General features: G+C 71.9%; 16 protein-coding genes, 7 tRNA genes and 2 pseudogenes. 15 read left to right on the forward strand and 10 right to left on the reverse strand.

The genetic code is table 11. The features are described 5' to 3' along the window. Nucleotides 1-66: 66 nt before the first annotated feature. Together BT364_RS08430 and BT364_RS08435 are read left to right on the forward strand one after the other, a co-directional pair. Nucleotides 67-1029 (forward strand): phosphotransferase family protein, encoded by a 963-nt coding sequence (locus BT364_RS08430; protein WP_072484484.1) that lies wholly within the window; start codon nt 67-69, stop codon nt 1027-1029. A 68-nt stretch (nt 1030-1097) separates the two neighbouring features. Continuing rightward, the gene (locus BT364_RS08435; RefSeq protein ID WP_072484485.1) at nt 1098-1370 is read left to right on the forward strand and encodes a TFIIB-type zinc ribbon-containing protein; all 273 of its coding nucleotides are present in this window, start codon (nt 1098-1100) and stop codon (nt 1368-1370) included. Nucleotides 1371-1521: 151 nt separating this feature from the next. Here BT364_RS08435 and BT364_RS08440 read toward each other — a convergent pair. The 5 genes from BT364_RS08440 to BT364_RS08460 all read right to left on the reverse strand — a co-directional run bounded on the left by BT364_RS08440 (nt 1522) and on the right by BT364_RS08460 (nt 1966). Further along, a tRNA-Val gene (locus tag BT364_RS08440) sits at nt 1522-1596 on the reverse strand. Nucleotides 1597-1619: 23 nt separating this feature from the next. Next, nucleotides 1620-1691: transfer RNA gene (locus BT364_RS08445), tRNA-Val, on the reverse strand. An 18-nt stretch (nt 1692-1709) separates the two neighbouring features. Then, nucleotides 1710-1781, reverse strand: a tRNA-Val gene (locus BT364_RS08450). Between the two features lies 1 nt (nt 1782). Continuing rightward, nucleotides 1783-1856 (reverse strand) — tRNA-Cys (locus BT364_RS08455). Nucleotides 1857-1893: 37 nt separating this feature from the next. Beyond that, a tRNA-Gly gene (locus tag BT364_RS08460) sits at nt 1894-1966 on the reverse strand. A gap of 163 nt (nt 1967-2129) precedes the next feature. Between BT364_RS08460 and BT364_RS08465 the strand changes: the two genes are divergently transcribed. The 3 genes from BT364_RS08465 to BT364_RS08475 are packed head-to-tail and all read left to right on the forward strand — an operon-like array spanning nt 2130 to nt 4864. After that, nucleotides 2130-3164: a chorismate-binding protein gene (locus BT364_RS08465; RefSeq protein WP_072484486.1), complete on the forward strand. Its 1035-nt coding sequence runs from the start codon at nt 2130-2132 to the stop codon at nt 3162-3164. Next, on the forward strand, nt 3164-3985 hold the full coding sequence (locus BT364_RS08470; RefSeq protein WP_072484487.1) for an aminotransferase class IV: 822 nt from the start codon (nt 3164-3166) through the stop codon (nt 3983-3985). Before BT364_RS08465 ends, BT364_RS08470 begins: the two co-directional genes overlap by 1 nt. A gap of 42 nt (nt 3986-4027) precedes the next feature. Beyond that, nucleotides 4028-4864 carry a GNAT family N-acetyltransferase gene (locus BT364_RS08475; RefSeq protein WP_072484488.1) on the forward strand — a complete coding sequence of 279 codons (837 nt, stop codon included), beginning with the start codon at nt 4028-4030 and terminating at the stop codon, nt 4862-4864. 12 nt (nt 4865-4876) lie between these two features. On the opposite strand, the gene BT364_RS08480 is transcribed toward BT364_RS08475, so the two are convergent. Then, the gene (locus BT364_RS08480; protein ID WP_072484489.1) at nt 4877-5392 is read right to left on the reverse strand and encodes a DsbA family protein; all 516 of its coding nucleotides are present in this window, start codon (nt 5390-5392) and stop codon (nt 4877-4879) included. Between the two features lie 202 nt (nt 5393-5594). On the opposite strand from BT364_RS08480, the gene BT364_RS08485 reads away from it, so the two are divergent. The 3 genes from BT364_RS08485 (at nt 5595) to BT364_RS41385 (ending at nt 7465) form a co-directional block, all read left to right on the forward strand. Further along, entirely contained in the window at nt 5595-6050 is a 456-nt protein-coding gene (locus BT364_RS08485; RefSeq protein WP_072484490.1) for a hypothetical protein, read from the forward strand. A gap of 109 nt (nt 6051-6159) precedes the next feature. Continuing rightward, nucleotides 6160-7170, forward strand: coding sequence for a LacI family DNA-binding transcriptional regulator (locus tag BT364_RS08490; protein WP_371268384.1), 1011 nt, complete (start codon nt 6160-6162; stop codon nt 7168-7170). A gap of 139 nt (nt 7171-7309) precedes the next feature. Then, entirely contained in the window at nt 7310-7465 is a 156-nt protein-coding gene (locus BT364_RS41385) for a hypothetical protein (protein WP_177328061.1), read from the forward strand. A gap of 4 nt (nt 7466-7469) precedes the next feature. Here BT364_RS41385 and BT364_RS08495 read toward each other — a convergent pair whose 3' ends face one another. Then, complete coding sequence (locus BT364_RS08495; RefSeq protein ID WP_072484492.1) at nt 7470-8057, reverse strand: CGNR zinc finger domain-containing protein; 588 nt, start codon at nt 8055-8057, stop codon at nt 7470-7472. A 312-nt stretch (nt 8058-8369) separates the two neighbouring features. Next, nucleotides 8370-8783 (reverse strand): SsgA family sporulation/cell division regulator, encoded by a 414-nt coding sequence (locus tag BT364_RS08500; protein ID WP_003959770.1) that lies wholly within the window; start codon nt 8781-8783, stop codon nt 8370-8372. A gap of 190 nt (nt 8784-8973) precedes the next feature. On the opposite strand from BT364_RS08500, the gene BT364_RS08505 reads away from it, so the two are divergent. Next, nucleotides 8974-9462: a TIGR02611 family protein gene (locus tag BT364_RS08505; protein ID WP_072484493.1), complete on the forward strand. Its 489-nt coding sequence runs from the start codon at nt 8974-8976 to the stop codon at nt 9460-9462. 54 nt (nt 9463-9516) lie between these two features. Continuing rightward, nucleotides 9517-9588 (forward strand) — tRNA-Val (locus tag BT364_RS08510). Nucleotides 9589-9960: 372 nt separating this feature from the next. Here the strand turns inward: BT364_RS08510 and BT364_RS08515 are convergent. After that, nucleotides 9961-12498, reverse strand: coding sequence for an SCO7613 C-terminal domain-containing membrane protein (locus tag BT364_RS08515; RefSeq protein WP_177328062.1), 2538 nt, complete (start codon nt 12496-12498; stop codon nt 9961-9963). 83 nt (nt 12499-12581) lie between these two features. On the opposite strand from BT364_RS08515, the gene BT364_RS08520 reads away from it, so the two are divergent. Continuing rightward, on the forward strand, nt 12582-13028 hold the full coding sequence (locus BT364_RS08520; RefSeq protein ID WP_072484495.1) for an SRPBCC family protein: 447 nt from the start codon (nt 12582-12584) through the stop codon (nt 13026-13028). Between the two features lie 39 nt (nt 13029-13067). Continuing rightward, nucleotides 13068-13139, forward strand: a tRNA-Val gene (locus BT364_RS08525). A gap of 55 nt (nt 13140-13194) precedes the next feature. On the opposite strand, the gene BT364_RS08530 is transcribed toward BT364_RS08525, so the two are convergent. Then, nucleotides 13195-13920, reverse strand: a complete 726-nt coding sequence (locus BT364_RS08530) for a 3'-5' exonuclease (protein WP_072484496.1) — start codon at nt 13918-13920, stop codon at nt 13195-13197. Between the two features lie 174 nt (nt 13921-14094). Between BT364_RS08530 and BT364_RS42635 the strand changes: the two are divergent. The 3 genes and pseudogenes from BT364_RS42635 to thrS all read left to right on the forward strand — a co-directional run. After that, nucleotides 14095-14190, forward strand: a pseudogene (locus tag BT364_RS42635) (DUF4365 domain-containing protein); the annotation flags it as partial. Next, a pseudogene (locus tag BT364_RS08540) lies at nt 14190-15415 on the forward strand (hypothetical protein). The pseudogenes BT364_RS42635 and BT364_RS08540, both read left to right, overlap by 1 nt. A gap of 138 nt (nt 15416-15553) precedes the next feature. Continuing rightward, complete coding sequence (thrS, locus tag BT364_RS08545; protein WP_072484497.1) at nt 15554-17530, forward strand: threonine--tRNA ligase; 1977 nt, start codon at nt 15554-15556, stop codon at nt 17528-17530. The last annotated feature ends 21 nt before the right edge of the window (nt 17531-17551 follow it).

The raw sequence follows: 17551 nt of genomic DNA on the forward strand, positions 1-17551 counted from the left end.
CCGTACGCTCATCGGGGGGCCCGGTGCGGACCGGCCGCCCGTACCTGTTCGCCACCGGGGGAGACCGTGACCACCGCAGTCGTACGCGCGCTGGGCGTCCTCGCCCACCGGGCCGCCCACACCCGCCCCGGGGAACCCTGCTTCTGCCCGCCCCCGACGGTGCTCGCGGACCGTGCGGACGGCACGGTGGTCCGCAGCGGGGCCGTCGTCGCCAAGGCCCACGCCCCCGGCACGGACACCCCCGGCCTGCTCACCCGCCTCGGCCTCGCGAACGCCCCGTGCCTCACCGGCATCCTGCTCGCCCCGCTGGAACCCCACTCCGCCGCACCTCTCGACGACCGCCCCGTCACCCTGTGGCCCCACGGCCGCCCCGTCGACCCCGGCGACCCCGACGCCGCCCCGTGGGAAGAGGCCGCCGCGCTGCTGGCCGGGCTGCACCGGACCCCGGCCCCGCCCTCCCTCGCGCTCCCGCCCATGCGGGGCCCCGCGAAGGCCGCGCTCGCCGTCGCCCGGATGCGCACCGCCCGGCCGGCCGACCCGGCCACCGCCCCCGTACTCGAAGCCTGGCACCGCCTGCCGGCCTGGGCCCGCGACGAGGTCGCCGCACCCGCACACCGTTCGTACTTCCTCTGCCACGGCGATCTGCACCTGGGCCAGCTCGTCCGCCACCCTGCCCCGCACGGCCCCTGGCTGCTCATCGACGTCGACGACGCCGGTCTCGGCGACCCCGCCTGGGACCTCGCCCGACCCGCCGCCTGGTACGCGGCCGGGATCCTGCCCCCCGAGGTCTGGCTCCGCTTCCTGGACGCCTACCGGGCGGCGGGCGGCCCCGCCGTACGCGCCGAGGGCGACCCCTGGCCGGAACTGGATGTGCCGGCCCGCGCCCTGACCGTCCAGTGTGCCGCGCTGGCGTTCGCCAAGTCCGCGACGGAGGACCGGACCCCGGATGAGGTGGAGCAGGCGATGATCGACGCCTGCGCCCGAATTGCATCCCTCCCGCCTGAGTTGGGCGCCGAACACTCGTCGTAGGCTGAACCGACCGTCGGCGGGCATGAATTCCGGCGACGGCGACCCGACGGCGAGGAGTGAGCCGAACCATGCAGTGTCCCAAGTGCCACGCACAGATGCACACGTACAACCGCAACGGCATACAGATCGAGCAGTGCAGCGGCTGCCGGGGAATCTTCCTCGACTACGGCGAGCTGGAGTCCCTCACCCGCCTGGAGGCGCAGTGGACGCAGCAGGCCCCGCCCGCCCCGCCGGCGCCGCAGGCCTACCCGGCCGCCCCGGCACCCGCCTGGGGTGCCCCGCAGCACCAAGGCGGCCACTACCGGCACAAGAGCTTCGGCCGCATGCTCTTCTCGTCCTGAACAGGCCGAATCGTCCTGAACGGGCCGGTACCGGCGAGTGCCTGACCGCGGGCCCGGACGCTTTCCGTCCGGGCCCGCAGTGCGTCCGTACCGGTGCCCATGCGCCGGAGCACGACAGAGCCCCGGTCGTCGGAACGACCGGGGCTCTGGCTGGTGCGCGATACTGGGATTGAACCAGTGACCTCTTCCGTGTCAGGGAAGCGCTCTCCCGCTGAGCTAATCGCGCAGGGTGAACCTGCGTGTACTGCGTGCGCGATACTGGGATTGAACCAGTGACCTCTTCCGTGTCAGGGAAGCGCTCTCCCGCTGAGCTAATCGCGCGGGATCCTTGCGGATCGGTGGACGATACTGGGATTGAACCAGTGACCTCTTCCGTGTCAGGGAAGCGCTCTCCCGCTGAGCTAATCGTCCTTGGAGGTGGAGACGGGATTTGAACCCGTGTAGACGGCTTTGCAGGCCGTTGCCTCGCCTCTCGGCCACTCCACCACGCATGGGGGTTCGGGAAGATCCCCCACCTTCTGCGAGCGGACGACCAGGTTCGAACTGGCGACCTCAACCTTGGCAAGGTTGCGCTCTACCAACTGAGCTACGTCCGCTTGTCTTTCCCGGTCCGCTTGCGCGTCCCGGCGACGTGTTGAACTCTAGCGGATTCCCGGGCCAGTACAAAAACGCGTTTGTGCAGCGTGCTGAGGTGCGCTCGCCCCGGCGCAGGTCATCGCGCGCCGTCCTAGACTCAACGACGTGCACGACCTAGCTCCAATGGCCCGCTTCGGCGGCCTCGTCGCGTCCGATCTGCAGGACGTGACCAGTGATCCCGCAGCCCTCGAATCGACCGGCTTCTGGGCCGTCTCCGCCGATTTCGAGGGCCGCCTCGTCTGCGCGCGCTTCGGTTCCGTACGTACGCGGGCGGTGCCCGCCCCCGTGCCGGGCGCCTGGCACGGGCCCGCGGCCGGTGACTGGACCTCGTCGCTGGACCGCGCCGCGTACGTCGCGGGCGTACGGCGGATCCGCGAGTACATCGCGGCGGGCGAGGTCTACCAGGCAAACCTCTGCCGGGTGCTGACCGCGCCGCTGCCCGACCCGGGCGCCGCGGACGTCGACGCGCTGACCGCGCTGCTCGCCCGCGGCAATCCCGCCCCGTACGCGGGGACGATCCGGCTGCCCGGGCACGGCGTCGAGATCGCCACCGCGTCCCCCGAGCTCTTCCTGAAGCGGGACGGCCGGACCGTCGAGTCGGGTCCGATCAAGGGCACCGGGCGGACCGAGGCCGACCTGCTGGAGAAGGACCACGCCGAGAACGTGATGATCGTCGACCTGGTCCGCAACGATCTGGGCCGGGTCTGCGCCACCGGATCGGTCACCGTCCCCGACCTCTGCGTGGTCGAGAAGCACCCCGGCCTGGTCCACCTCGTCTCCACCGTGCGCGGAGAGCTCGCCGAGGACGCCGGCTGGCCCGAACTCCTCGATGCGACGTTTCCGCCCGGCTCCGTCACCGGGGCACCCAAGTCCAGTGCCCTGCGGATCATCGGGGAGCTGGAGACCGCACCGCGCGGTCCCTACTGCGGAGGCATCGGCTGGGTCGATGCCGATCGCCGCACCGCCTCGCTCGCCGTCGGCATACGTACCTTCTGGATCGACCGCACCGGCACCGCCCCGGTCCTCCGCTTCGGTACCGGGGCCGGCATCACCTGGGGCTCCGACCCGGAACGCGAGTGGGACGAGACCGAACTCAAGGCGTCCAGGCTGCTCGCTGTAGCGTCGGGCGTTCACGAAGCAACCGGAAGGACCGCGTGATGAGGATTTGGGTCAACGGCGGACTGCGCGAAGCCGAGGACGCCAGGGTGTCCGTGCTGGACCACGGACTCACCGTGGGGGACGGCATCTTCGAGACGGTCAAGACCGTCGACGGCAGGCCCTTCGCCCTCACCCGTCACCTCGGCCGGCTGACCCGCTCGGCCCGTGGCCTCGGACTCCCCGACCCCGACCTCGACGAGGTCCGCCGGGCCTGCGCCGACGTCATCGATGCCAACCCGATGGCGCTGGGCAGGCTGCGCATCACCTACACCGGAGGACTCTCCCCGCTCGGCTCGGACCGGGGCGAGACCGGCCCGAGCCTTGTCGTCGCCCTCGGCGAGGCGGCCCGCCGTCCCGAGACCACCGCGGTGATCACCGTTCCCTGGACGCGCAACGAACGCAGTGCGCTCGCCGGGCTCAAGACCACTTCGTACGCCGAGAACGTCGTCGCCCTCGCCCGGGCCCACGAGCACGGTGCGTCGGAGGCGATCTTCGCCAACACGGCCGGGCAGCTGTGCGAAGGCACCGGGTCCAATGTCTTCGTCGTCCTCGACGGACAGCTGCACACCCCGCCGGTCGCCTCCGGCTGCCTCGCCGGGATCACCCGCGCGCTGGCCGTGGAATGGACGGGCGCGCAGGAGACCGAGCTGCCGTTCGACGTCCTGGAGCGGGCCGAGGAGATCTTCCTCACCTCCACCCTGCGCGATGTGCAGGCCGTCCACCGGATCGACGGCCGGGAGCTGCCCGGCGGGCCCGGAGCGGTGACCACCAAGGCCATGCGGATCTTCGACGAGCGGGCCGGAAACGACCTCGACCCGTAAATCGGGGTGACGGACCGGGGCGCAGCGGATAGAACATCTGCGATGACCACCACCCTCCGGCCGACCGGGCCGATCCAGCAGGGCGCCGACGGCGCGAAGAGCCGCATGTACGACGTGTGCGACAACGGGCGGCCCGTCGGCTCCGTCGAGATCGGCACCGACGCCGCGTTCGGTACGTCCGCCGGTGTGCTGCTCTCCCTGAACATCGACGAACCGAGCCGGCGGCGGGGCCGCGGCACCATTGCCTTGCTCGCCGCCGAAGAGGTGCTGCGCGGATGGGGCTGCGGTCAGGTGCGCCTGTCGGCCCCGGAGGGGAATGAGGGGGCCCGACGCCTGGCGGCCGTACTCGGCTACACCGAACGCAGCCGCAACATGGTCAAGGACCTCGGCCCGACGACCCCCGCGCTCCCGGACGGGGCCGAGGCCAGGGAGATGAGCGCCGAGGAGTTCGCGGCCTGGCAGCGCACCAGCGTCGACACGTATGCCCGGTCCTGGATCGACCAGGGCGTTCCGGCCGGACATGCCATGCACAAGTCCCGGTCCGACCATGCCCGCAACCTTCCGGACGGACTGGACACCGAGGGCATGTACTTCCACGTCCTCGTCGTCGGGGGCACGGTCGTCGGCCATGTGTGGGTGTCGGTGCGTGAGGGCGACGACGGCGGGACGACCGGGTTCGTCTTCGACGTCGAGGTGGCCGAGGAGTACCGGGGCCGCGGATACGGGCGTGCCCTGATGGCGCAGGCCGAGCACATCACCCTGGCCGTGGGCCCCCGCCGCCTCGGACTGCACGTGTTCGCCGCCAACACGCCCGCCCTGCGGCTGTACGAGTCGCTCGGGTACCGGACGACTCAGTACAACCTGGCCAAGAACCTCTGAGGACCGGGCCGCTCAGCCGCGCTCGGCGAGCAGCCGGTCGGTGATCTCCTCGATCCGTTCGCGCAGCCCGTCCTGGCTCTTGCCGCCGTCCAGCCGCTCGTCGCCGATCACATACGTCGGGGTGCCGGTGACCCCGATCGCCTTGCCCTCGGCCTGGTCGGCGTCGACGATCAGCATGTGGCGTCCGTCGATCAGCGCGGTGTCCATCTCCTCGGCGTCCAGGCCGAGTTCCCGCGCCACCTCGACGAGCAGCGGTTCGCCGGTGCGGGCGAGATCGGCGGTCCGGGCGAGCACCGCCTCGATGTACGGCCAGTCCTGGCCCTGGGCGGCGGCCTCCTCGGCGGCCTGCGCGGCGGCGTAGGCGTGCTTGTGCTTCTCCAGCGGGAAGTGGCGCAGCCGCACGTCCAGCCGGTCGCCGTACTTGGCCCGCAGGGCGTGGACATCGGTGAGGGCCTGGTGACAGTCGGGACACTGGAGCTCGCACCAGACGTCGAGGACGACGGGGGTCGCAGGGGTGGAATCGCTCATGCGGCCAGTCTCCCAGGGCCCGCGCGAGCCTCCCAATCGGCACCCGTTCCGCCACGGCCCGGTACTGCCCGGCGCACCGCCGATCGGCACCTGGGGAGGAGCCCGGCCCTGAAATGTCCCTGATGCGGTGCGGGATCGTGGCCACCGGGCCGGTCACCGGTGCAGGATGGAAGGGACGTTTCCCCTGCGCCTGGAGGCACCGATGCTTGCCGAGACCATCTGCTCCGCGGTGTCCGCGGCGGGCCTGGGCATCGCCGCCGTCACCGCCTGGCGAAAGCGCTTCCTGGCCGCGACCCGGATCGCCGCCTACTCCCTGGTCCCGATCGCGCTGGTGCTGACCGGGATCGTGGACTGGGTCGCCGGAATCGCCTTCAAGCCCAGTGTCTGGCTCGGTTTCGGGCTGCTCGCGGTGGCCTGGCTGCTGTTCGCGACCACGCGCGCGATCGAGCGCCGCAGCGGCGGCACCCGCAAGGAGCGCAGGGCCGCCGCACGGGCGGCGCAGGGCGAGGCGGTCACCCCTGCGGCCTCGGCGCCCTCGCTGGGGGCGGGGCTCCCGGAGTCCCAGGCGCGTCCGAAGGCGAAGCCCCGGCAGCAGTCCGCCGCACCGGGCGAGGACTTCAGCGACATCGAGGCCATCCTGAAGAAGCACGGCATCTGATCCCCGCCCCCTGGCCCGGAGGGCCGTCCCCGGGCGCCGTCCGTACGATGGGGACACGTCGCGGACGGGTGCGGCCGAAGCCATCAGTGGGGCAGGGCAAGTGGGGCGTGTGGCAGGGATCAAGGATGTGGCCCGGCAGGCCGGGGTCTCCGTGGGCACCGTGTCCAACGTGATCAACCGGCCCGAGGCGGTGCTGCCGGAGACCCGCGCCCGGGTGCTCGCCGCCATCGAGGAACTCGGTTACGTGCGCAGCGAGTCGGCACGCCAGCTGAGGGCGGGCCGCAGCCGGATCATGGCCCTGCTCGTCCTCGACATGGGCAACCCCTTCTTCGTGGACGTGGCCCGTGGCGCCGAGCGCGCCGCCCGGGAGGCCGGCCTCGGCGTCATGGTCTGCAACAGCGACCAGAGCCCGGCGGAGGAGGCCGAGTACCTCGGGCTCTTCGCCGAGCAGCGGGTCTGCGGCGTCCTGGTCACTCCGGCCGACGCGACCGGCCGGAACCTGGAGGCGTTCAGCCGTCACCGCATCCCCTTCGTCCTGGTGGACCGCGTGGCGTCCGGCGCGGGGACCTGCGCGGTCTCCGTCGACGACGTCCGCGGCGGCGCCCTCGCCGTGGGGCACCTGGTCTCGGCCGGGCACCGCTCGGTGGCGTACATCAGAGGCCCGGGCGACCTCCATCAGATCCGGGACCGGCGCGAAGGCGCCCTGTCGGCCCTCGCCGACGCCGGGCTCCCGCCCGAAGCGCTCGTGGAGATCCCCTCCGACCGGCTGGACGTGGCTGCGGGCCGCGATGCCGGGGCCCGACTGCTCGGCCTCGTGCCCCGGCCGACCGCGGTGTTCTGCGCCAACGACCTGCTCGCCCTGGGGGTGCTCCAGGCGCTGTACGCGGCGGGCGTCGGGGTGCCGCACGACATCGCCATCGTCGGCTACGACGACATCGAGTTCGCCGCCGCCGCTGCCGTGCCGCTCACCTCGGTCCGCCAGCCCGCGGTCGTGATGGGCAGGATGGCCGCGGAGCTCCTGCTGGAGGAGTCGGACGACGAGGACGGTACCCATGAGCACCGCAGTGTGGTGCTCCAGCCGGAGCTCGTGGTGCGGGCCTCCAGTTCGACACCGCGCTGAGATCCCGGAGCCGGACCGAATATCTGGCGGCCGATCGGACGCCGGAGCGAATTCCGACCGTCCGGGGTGGGTGAACTCCCGGTACGAAAAGGCGCGTTGATCGCCAACAGGGCCCCGAGTGAGTCATGATCGTCCCGAGATGGTGGACACCTCCCGGGGCGATGCCCCCGCAACCCCTGCCGAAGAGCCGCGCGGCTGCCTCTTCGCGCTCTCCCAGCCCCCTTTGATGATCTTCCTCGCGGTGGTCGGCAGTCTTCTGCTGATGGCCGCGTTGCATGATCTCTTCATGCTGTGAACGGTCAGCCGGCCGCTTCCTTGCGGCGTGCCCGGTACGCGGCCACATGCAGACGGTTGCCGCAGGTGCGGCTGGAGCAGTAGCGGCGGGAGCGGTTCCGGGACAGGTCGACGAAGGCGTGCCGGCAGTCCGGCGCCTCGCACCGCCGCAGCCGTTCCAGCTCGCCCGCCACCACGATGAAGGCCAGCGCCATGCCGCAGTCGGCCGCGAGGTGGTCGGCGATCGACGCGTCGGGTGCGAAGTAGTGCACATGCCAGTCGTAGCCGTCGTGATCGCTGAGCTGCGGTGTCGTGCCGGCGGCGGCGACGAGCGCGTTGACGAGTGCGGCGGCGGTCCGGGTGTCGTCCGTCGCGAAGATCTCGGCGAAGTGCGTCCGTACGTCCTGTACGGCCCGCAGGTCCTTCTCGTGGAGCTCGCCCACGCCGCTGATGCGATGGCGCCGCGCGAAGTCGTACAGAGCTTCGGTTCCGGCGAGACCGTCGCTCCGCTCGCCTTCCGGCTGCCCGCTCGCCGGCGGTTCGCTCTCCGGTGCGGTGTTCAACAGGTCGACCACCGTGTCGAGGGCGATCCGGGTGTCGTGGGGGATCAGCACGCTTTCGCTCCCTGCCTCCGGCGGGCGGGTCTCCGCCGATGCGGGCTGACTCTACTGGCTCGGCCGGAGCGCACAGCGGCCCGAGAGGCCCCATGAGGGGTGCGGAGAGCGGATACCGGCCACGGGCGGGTATCTGTGGCCGGTGGGTGCCTGCCCGGGGCGTGAGGGAGGCACCACGGGCTCCCCGGGGGCGCACGCCGACGCCGTCACCACGGTGGATTCCGTGATGGCGGCGCCGGCGTCACCGTATGAGGTTTTCCGCGCGGCGCCGTCTCCCCGAGTCGGACGGCGCCGTGCAGCTCTCGGCCTGGCTCAGCTCTCGGCCAGGATGTGTGAGAGCTCCGTATCGAGGTCGAAGTGGCGATGCTCGGTGCCCGGCGGCACCGCGGCGTCGGTCCGCTTCAGGAACGACTCCAGGGCTCTCGCCGGGGCTTCGAGCAGGGCTTCGCCCTCTGGGGAGCTCAGCGCGATACAGACGACGCCCTGGCCGTGACTACGGGATGGCCAGACGCGGACGTCTCCGGTTCCGGTGGGCCGGTGCAGCCCCTCGGCAAGGAGGTCGCGGGCGAATACCCATTCGACCGTCTCCTCCGCTCCGGTATGGAAGGTGGCGTGCACGGCATACGGATCGGCCGTGTCATACCGCAGGCCCGCGGGTACAGGCAGTGAGGACTCGCTCGACACAACGAGGCGCAGGTGCAGCTCGCAGCTGACCGTGGTGTTCATAAGCGCCAGGGCCTTTCGCTCAGTGTGCGCTCGGGGATTCGCACGTCGGCGAAATCGACATGCCACCTACGGTGGCGTTGTAAACCCCTCTGACCTTTTTGTGTTCCTTCAGGTAGCTCGTACGGCGGTGTGTGACTTTTGGTTATGCGGCCATTCCGGTGATGAAGACCGTTCCGGTAGGTTGGCTTCCATGAATGCGGAGCGCGACGCGCGGGACGGGGGCGCCGCACCGGCGGCACCGGTGGCCGACGCGGGGGACAGGACGGACAGCGTGACGGGTGAGGTGACCGAGGGTGTGACCAAGGAGCGGGATCTCGGCTCCCGGGCGCCCGGGTTCATCAAGGCGTCCAGGGCGCTGCACCTGAGCTGGCAGGTCGGCGTCTTCGTGGTCGGCCTCGCCGTGGTCGTGGCGGGCATCATCATGCTGCCGCTGCCCGGGCCCGGCTGGCTGGTGATCTTCGGCGGCATGGCGATCTGGGCGACCGAGTTCGTCTGGGCACAGCTGGTGCTCCGCTGGACCAGGCGGAAGGTCACCGAGGCCGCCCAGCGGGCGCTCGACCCCAAGGTCCGGCGGCGCAACATCATCCTCACCTCGGTCGGCCTGGTGATCATCGCGGTGCTGGTGGGGATCTACGTCTGGAAGTTCGGCATCACCATGCCGTGGAAGATCCACGAGTGACCCGGGGGTGGTCATGGGGCGCCGCTGACATGGGGTAATGTTTGGCCTGCGCCCGGGCGATTAGCTCAGTGGGAGAGCGCTTCGTTCACACCGAAGAGGTCACTGGTTCGAACCCAGTATCGCCCACCCCGAACAGAGGGCCCGTGAGACCGCAGAGTCTCACGGGCCCTCTGCGCTTCCCGTGTCCGGCCGGTTCTTCGGGTTCCGGCCGGACACCTCGAAGATTCACAAGCGCTTTCGTGAACGATTCAATCCGGGTGGTGGCCGGCGGAGGGGATCCGCTAATCGAGCAGAGGAAGCCGGATATCGCGGCCGGGCGGACTCCGGCGGCCGTGGGAATTCCCGCAAAGGGATCGACCGCCGGTATCCGCGGGCAATGCTCCGGCGATTCGCGAACTCCCGCCGGAATATGCCGAGGGAGCGGCCACCGGTGCGAACTGCTCGATTTCTCGGGCGAGTTCACCGAGGCCGCTCCCGGGCCGGTCGTACGACGCACTGTCAGCGCATCCGGCCCACCGTCTCCTTCAGCCGCCGCGCGTCGCGCAGCCGTTGCTCGTACGTCGCCCCGACCACCAGCAGCAGTACCCCGGCCAGCGCCGGCGGCAGCCAGCGGGGGAGCGCGCCGACGACCTGGACCACGTACGGCGCCAGTTCGTGCACGGCGTCCATGGCCAGCACCGCGCCACCGAGCAGCAGCAGCGCCTGGAGCCGCAGCCGGGCGCCCGCCAGTGTGATCACCAGGGCAGCCACGCCGAGCAACAGTGGCCGGGGCCAGTGCGGATCGGCCCAGGCCGCGAAGAGGCTCGGGACCAGCGTCGCCGCGAGACCCGCCCCGTACGCCGTCCACGACGACGCCTCGGGGTCGCGGCGCCGGCGCAGGACACCGACCGCCAGGGCGGGCACCGTCACCGGCAGCGTGTACGCCTCCGGGGCCGACACCCCCGAGGCCGAGAGCCGCACCCAGCTCGCCAGGACGAAGAGCGCCACCGCCAGATACCCGGCCACCGGCCGCCGCTCGGCACGTACGGCCGTGCCCGCCGCCAGCACCCCGCCCAGCGCCAGCACCAGCGCCAGGAACGGCAGGTCCGGTACCGCCATGACCACCGCCACCGCAGCAGCCGCGGCTCCCGTCAGCTCGACCGGAAGAGCCACCGGGCGGCCCCGCAGCCGGGCCCCGAGGAGCACCGTCACCGCGGGGACGAGCAGCATGACCGGCGCCGCCCGGTCCCCGGCCAGCCCCAGCGACGCCCCGGCCGCGCGGGCGAGCACCGTCCCGCACACCACGGCCCCGCACGCCGGCACCGCCTGCGCGATCCGCAGCGCCCGTACCGCACGCACCGCCCCGGCGTCCGGCAGCGCCCGCGCGGCCCGCGCCGCGGCGCCGTCGAGCAGCACCGCGACCGCCCCGAGCACCACCAGCAGCACCGCGAACACCGCGTACGTCGCGGCCTCGGCCGCGAGCGAGAGGAACCCGGTGCTCACCGCGCCGGACAGCCCGCACACCAGCGCGGTCGTCCCCACCGCGCCCGACCCGCGCCGCAGCGCCTGCACCGCCACCGCCGACACCGCGACGACCAGCGCCGACTGCACCGACACGGCCGCCGCGTACGACAGCCCCAGCACCGCGGGCGACGCGGTGAGCCCCGCCCAGCAGAGGGCCACCGCAGCGGCGCCCGCCGCACTCCGCCCGGCCGCACCCAAAGAGAGCACCGGCCCCGCCGCCCGTACCAGTCGGTCCCACGACCGGTGGGCGAGACCCAGCAGAGCGGCCACCGTCAGCAGCACCACCGGGGCCGCGGCCAGGTGGGACCACCCGAGCCCCTCCGTACCCAGAGCGCCCCGGACCCCGTCGGGAGCACCGGACCACACGCGGGCCAACTGCGACACCGTACCCATCAGCGACATACCGACCGGCGGCGCCGCGGACAGCACCGCGGCCGCGGTCACCGCCGACGAGGCCCACACCACGCCCTGCCCGACCGGGCGCGGCAGCGGTGCGCGCAGCGCGGCCAACAGCACCGCACCGCACAGCAGATACACCGGCACCGACCAGCCCCAGTCCATCCCGGCACGCAGCACACCACCCACCGCGGCCACCGCGCACAATCCGGCCAGCACACCGCCCGCCACCGCCAGACCCGTGGGCGCACGCCACGCCCCGGCCAGCGCGAGCGCGGCACCCGCGAGCAGCAGCGCGGCCGGCGCCGACGCGTCCGGCACCGATCCGGCGGACACCGACTGCGACAGGGCCACCAGCAGTCCCAGCAGGCCCGTCGTCCAGCAGCCGACACAGGCCGTCACCCGTACCGCGAGGCCCGGACCCCACAACGCGATCGCGCAGTCCAGCGCCGCCGTCAGCAGCAGTGCCCAGCCGAACACCGAGGCGCCCGCCCCCGCAGACCAGGCCCACAGCAGCAGTGGCAGCTGAGCGCTCACCACCGCCAGGGGCAGCGGCAGCCGCAGCCGGCCGAGCAGCAGCCCGTACCCGCCCCACAGCACCGCCAGCACCGCCGAGGCGGCCGCGGCGAAACCGGCGCCACCGGCCTCCGGCACCGCCACCCGGTGCAGCGCGTAGGCGTCGAGGATCATCAGCACGGACGCCAGGGCGCCGAGCGACTCGGCGGTCGCACAGAGCCCACGGCGCAGCAGCACGGCGGGAGCGGCGAGCGCCGCGAGCGTCACCACGGCGAGCACCGCCGAGCGGCCGGAGATCCCCATGTGGCCCCAGCTGACCAGGGTGAACGCGATCGCCGCGACCGTCAGCAGCAGACCGCCCAGGGTGAGCAGCACATTCTGCGCACTGCGCGGACCGGCCTGCCCGGCGGGAGGACCGAAGGAAGCCGCGAACGGAGCCGGCGGCCCGAACGGGGCGGCCGGCTGCGGCACCGGCGGCGCGGCCGGAGGACCGGCGGGTGGCGTCAGCACACTCAGCAGCCAGGTACGGCGGACCAGCAACTGGGAGCGGCGGGCGTCCAGCCGGGCCAGTTCGCGATCGAGGAGCGCCAATTCCTCGGCGGGTGGCGGCACATGTTCCATGGACGCGAGTGTGGTGCGAGCCACAGTCTCGGACATGCGCTCGGATACTCAGTTCCCCGGCTGAGTACGCGCAGACTGGGGCCATGGACTGGAGCCACTACCGATTTGTGAGTATCTGGGACCTTCCTGCCCCGCCCGACGCCGTGTACGAGATTCTCGGACGCGCCGACGACTATCCGCGGTGGTGGCCACAGGTCCGCGAGGTCACCTCGGTCGACGGGACCAGCGGCACCACCCGCATCCGCTCCTTCCTCCCGTACGACCTCGTCATGACCGTCCGCGAACGCCGCCGCGACCCCCGGGCCGGGGTCATCGAGGCGACGCTCGGCGGCGACCTCGACGGCTGGGTCCGCTGGACGGTCACTCCGCACGGCGGCGGCAGCCGGGCCGTCTACGAGCAGGAGGTCGACGTGCGCAGGCGGCTGATGCGGCTCCTGGCGGTGCCCGGACGCCCGGTGTTCCGGGCCAATCACGCCCTGATGATGCGCGCCGGACGGCGGGGTCTCGTGGCCAGGCTGGAAGGAGTTTGAACCGGACCCGCCGAGCCCTGTATGGTTCAACCCGTTCCCGGGCGATTAGCTCAGTGGGAGAGCGCTTCGTTCACACCGAAGAGGTCACTGGTTCGAACCCAGTATCGCCCACCCGGAAGAGGCCGGTCCGTCAGCAGAATCGACGGGCCGGCCTCTGCGTGTCCGGTCACGCCGCGGCGGGAAGATCCGGGCGCAGCGGCCAGGCCGGATCCACCATCTCCGCCGTGCCGTTCTTCGCGAACCATGCCTGGAGTCCACGCGCCTGCGCCGCGTGCCACACGGCCTGCAGGGTGTGCAGCTCCGGCGGGGTCAGCCGTTCCAGGCGGGATGAGAACCGCCGCCCCACCGCCCGTACCAACTCCAGCGAGGCCGCCGCGTCGGCCGCCGCGTCATGGGCGCCGTCGAGCACCACGCCGTACAGCTCGCACAGGTCGGTGAGGGTCCGCCGCCCCTTGCGGTAGCGGTCCAGATGCTTGTCGAGCACGCGCGGATCCAGCACGCACAGCGGGGAGTTCTGCAGATACGCCCCGAGCGACGAGGTGCGATGGCGCTTCAGCTCGCGGTCCAGCAGCGTCAGGTCGAACGGCGCGTTCATCACCACCAGCGGGCGCCCGGCCGCGCACTGCTCGGCCAGCGCACGGGCTATCTCCTCCACCACCGGCGCGGGCCAGCGACCGTTGCGCTGGAGGTGATCGTCGGTCAGACCGTGGATCTCGGTCGCCCCGACGGGCACCGGCACCCCCGGATTCACCAGCCAGCGGGTGACGCGCATCCGTCCGCCCGCCGCGTCCTGGACGACCAGGGCGGCCGAGACGATCCGGTCCCCCTCGACGTCGACTCCTGTTGTCTCGGTGTCAAAAGCGGCCAGCGGCCCCTCGTACCAGTGCGTCATCCCCGAACTCCTCGTGCCCGAACGGCAGATGGTGTGATTCCCCTGCCCGGTTCGGTGATACCCGCGCCCTTTGCCTGGTACGCCGTTTGCGGGGCGTCCCGTGCGGTGACAACACAGCTGAGGGGGGAGGAAGTTGTCCGTCACCCCGCACCGGAGAACCGATCGGCACAGCCCGGAAGGCACACGCAGCGGATCCCGACCTCGCGCATCTTCGACGACCGGGCGCTCTGCGAGATCATGACCCGCGTAGGGGCGGGAGGGAGACCCTGATGCACCGGCCGATGGACGAGTACGCCGACGGAGCGATCCCGTCGGCCACCGGCCCGCACCCCGCCGAAGCCGCGGGACCGTGGCCCGACGCCCCCCGGCCGCCCGGGGACATCCCCGACCCCGCCCGCGTGGACCCCGCCGTCCTCGCCGCCCTGCTGGGCCGGCACGGCTGGCAGCGCCGCGGCGGGGCGGCCGGGCGCTACAGCCGCTGGTCCCCGACACCACCGTCTTCCCCGACAGCGAGGACCTCCTCGGCGAGGCACTGACCGCCCTCGCCCGCAGCGCCGCCCCCTCCGCCCGCGAGGTCCTGGTCTCCCTCGCCGTGCCCAGCGACGAGATCCGCTGGTGGCGCGAGGTCCCCGAACCGCTCGCGGGAGCAGCGGGCGCGGCCGGCTGGACGGGGGCCGAGCGGCTGCACACCGCCGCCCGGCAGATACTGCTCGCCGGCACCCTCGCCGTACGGGGAAGCACCGGCTACCACGGCGCCCGTCACCGCCGCAGAGCCCGGTCGGCACTCGAAGGCATCCTCGTCGGGCCCGCTCCCGGCGGCCGTGAGCTCGCCGTGTTCGTTCCGGTGGAACCGGGCCGCGCCGTCGCCGTACGCCTCTACCACGCCCTGCACGCCACCCGCGAGGCCGTGGACTACCAGCGGGCCACCGGCGGCTTCGAAGCCTTCGACACCGCCGTCGAGGCGGGTGTCAGCCGGGAACTGACCGAGGCGGTCGTCGCGCTGGTCCGGGGCTCGGAGGGGGCGGGGATCGCCCTGGAGTGGGCGCCCGCCGCCGGAACCCCCGAGGGCTGCCCGGCCCGTCCCGAGCCGGTGGAGTTCTCACCGGGCGACCTGCCCGCCCTGCGCCGGGCGGGCGCCCGCTACCTGCGGGACGAGCCTGCCGTGACCGTACGGATCACCGGCGCGGTCGTCCGCATGCGCCGCTCGGCACCCCGCGGCGCCGGGATCGTGCGGCTGCGGGTGCTGGCGGGCGCCGAGGTGCCGCACGTACGGCTGGAGCTGGACGAGGAGGCGTACCGGATCGCCGGCCACGCCCACCTGGTGGGGCTGCCGATCCGGGTGGAGGGCAGGCTGGTCGGCCGCGGCGGCTTCCGGCGGCTGACCCGGACCTCGCACGTCGTGCCCGTGCAGGTCGACGAGGCGGAGCGGGACCGGCTGATGAAGTCCCTCCAGGAGAACGTCGACCAGTTCGAGGAGGCGTGCACCGGCGAATAGGGCCGTGGGGGAGGGGACCGCGGCGGAGCGGGCGGGCTTCGTGCTCGACCGTTTCGCAGAGGGGGCCCGCGGCTCGGTACGATTCGTATCGCACGTGCACCACGAACGCGTGCGTACCCCCTGAGTCAGGAGAGACCGGTGTCAGACGTCCGTGTGATCATCCAACGCGATTCCGAGCGGGAAGAGCGCGTGGTGACGACGGGCACTACGGCAGCCGAGCTCTTCCCCGGCGAGCGCACCGTCGTCGCCGCCCGGGTCGCCGGTGAGCTGAAGGACCTCGCGTACGCCGTCGCCGACGGCGAGGTCGTCGAGCCCGTCGAGATCTCCTCCGAGGACGGCCTGAACATCCTGCGGCACTCCACCGCGCACGTGATGGCCCAGGCCGTGCAGCAGCTCTTCCCCGAGGCCAAGCTGGGCATCGGCCCGCCGGTCAAGGACGGCTTCTACTACGACTTCGACGTCGAGAAGCCGTTCACTCCCGAGGACCTCAAGGCCATCGAGAAGAAGATGCAGGAGATCCAGAAGCGGGGGCAGAAGTTCTCCCGCCGGGTCGTGACGGACGAGGCCGCCCGCGAGGAGCTGGCCGACGAGCCGTACAAGCTGGAGCTCATCGGCATCAAGGGCTCCGCGTCCTCGGACGACGGCGCGGACGTCGAGGTGGGCGGCGGCGAACTGACCATCTACGACAACCTCGACCCGAAGACCGGCGACCTGTGCTGGAAGGACCTCTGCCGGGGTCCGCACCTGCCGACCACCCGGTTCATCCCGGCGTTCAAGCTGATGCGCAACGCCGCGGCGTACTGGCGCGGCAGCGAGAAGAACCCGATGCTCCAGCGCATCTACGGCACCGCGTGGCCCACCAAGGACGAGCTGAAGGCCCACCTGGAGTTCCTGGAGGAGGCCGCCAAGCGCGATCACCGCAAGCTCGGCAACGAGCTGGACCTCTTCTCCTTCCCGGACGAGATCGGCCCCGGTCTCGCGGTCTTCCACCCCAAGGGCGGCATCATCCGCCGCGCCATGGAGGACTACTCGCGCCGACGCCACGAGGAGGAGGGCTACGAGTTCGTCTACTCCCCGCACGCCACCAAGGGCAAGCTCTTCGAGAAGTCCGGCCACCTGGACTGGTACGCCGACGGCATGTACCCGCCCATGCAGCTCGACGACGGGGTGGACTACTACCTCAAGCCGATGAACTGCCCGATGCACAACCTGATCTTTGACGCGCGCGGCCGCTCCTACCGTGAACTGCCGCTGCGCCTCTTCGAGTTCGGCACGGTGTACCGGTACGAGAAGTCCGGCGTGGTGCACGGCCTGACCCGCTCGCGCGGCTTCACGCAGGACGACGCGCACATCTACTGCACCAAGGAGCAGATGGCCCAGGAGCTCGACCGCACGCTCACCTTCGTCCTGAACCTGCTGCGCGACTACGGTCTGACCGACTTCTACCTGGAGCTCTCCACCAAGGACCCGGAGAAGTTCGTCGGCTCCGACGAGATCTGGGAGGAGGCCACCGAGACGCTGCGCCAGGTCGCCGAGAAGCAGGGCCTGCCGCTGGTCCCGGACCCGGGCGGCGCCGCTTTCTACGGCCCGAAGATCTCGGTGCAGTGCAAGGACGCCATCGGCCGCACCTGGCAGATGTCGACCGTGCAGCTCGACTTCAACCTCCCGGAGCGCTTCGACCTGGAGTACACCGGCCCGGACGGCACCAAGCAGCGCCCGGTCATGATTCACCGTGCCCTGTTCGGTTCCATCGAGCGCTTCTTCGCGGTGCTCCTGGAGCACTACGCGGGTGCGTTCCCGGTGTGGCTGGCCCCGGTCCAGGCGGTCGGCATCCCGATCGGCGACGCGCACATCCCGTACCTCCAGGAATTCGCGGCCAAGGCCCGGAAGAAGGGGCTGCGGGTCGACGTGGACGCCTCCTCCGACCGGATGCAGAAGAAGATCCGCAACCAGCAGAAGGCCAAGGTGCCCTTCATGATCATCGCGGGTGATGAGGACATGGCCAACGGCGCCGTCTCCTTCCGCTACCGCGACGGGTCGCAGGAGAACGGCATCCCGGTCGAGGACGCCATCGCCAAGATCCAGAAGGCCGTCGAGGACCGCGTCCAGGTCTGACCGGCACACGGCAGGAGGCCC

Source organism: Streptomyces atratus (assembly GCF_900119365.1).
Classification (GTDB): Bacteria; Actinomycetota; Actinomycetes; order Streptomycetales; family Streptomycetaceae; genus Streptomyces; species Streptomyces atratus_B.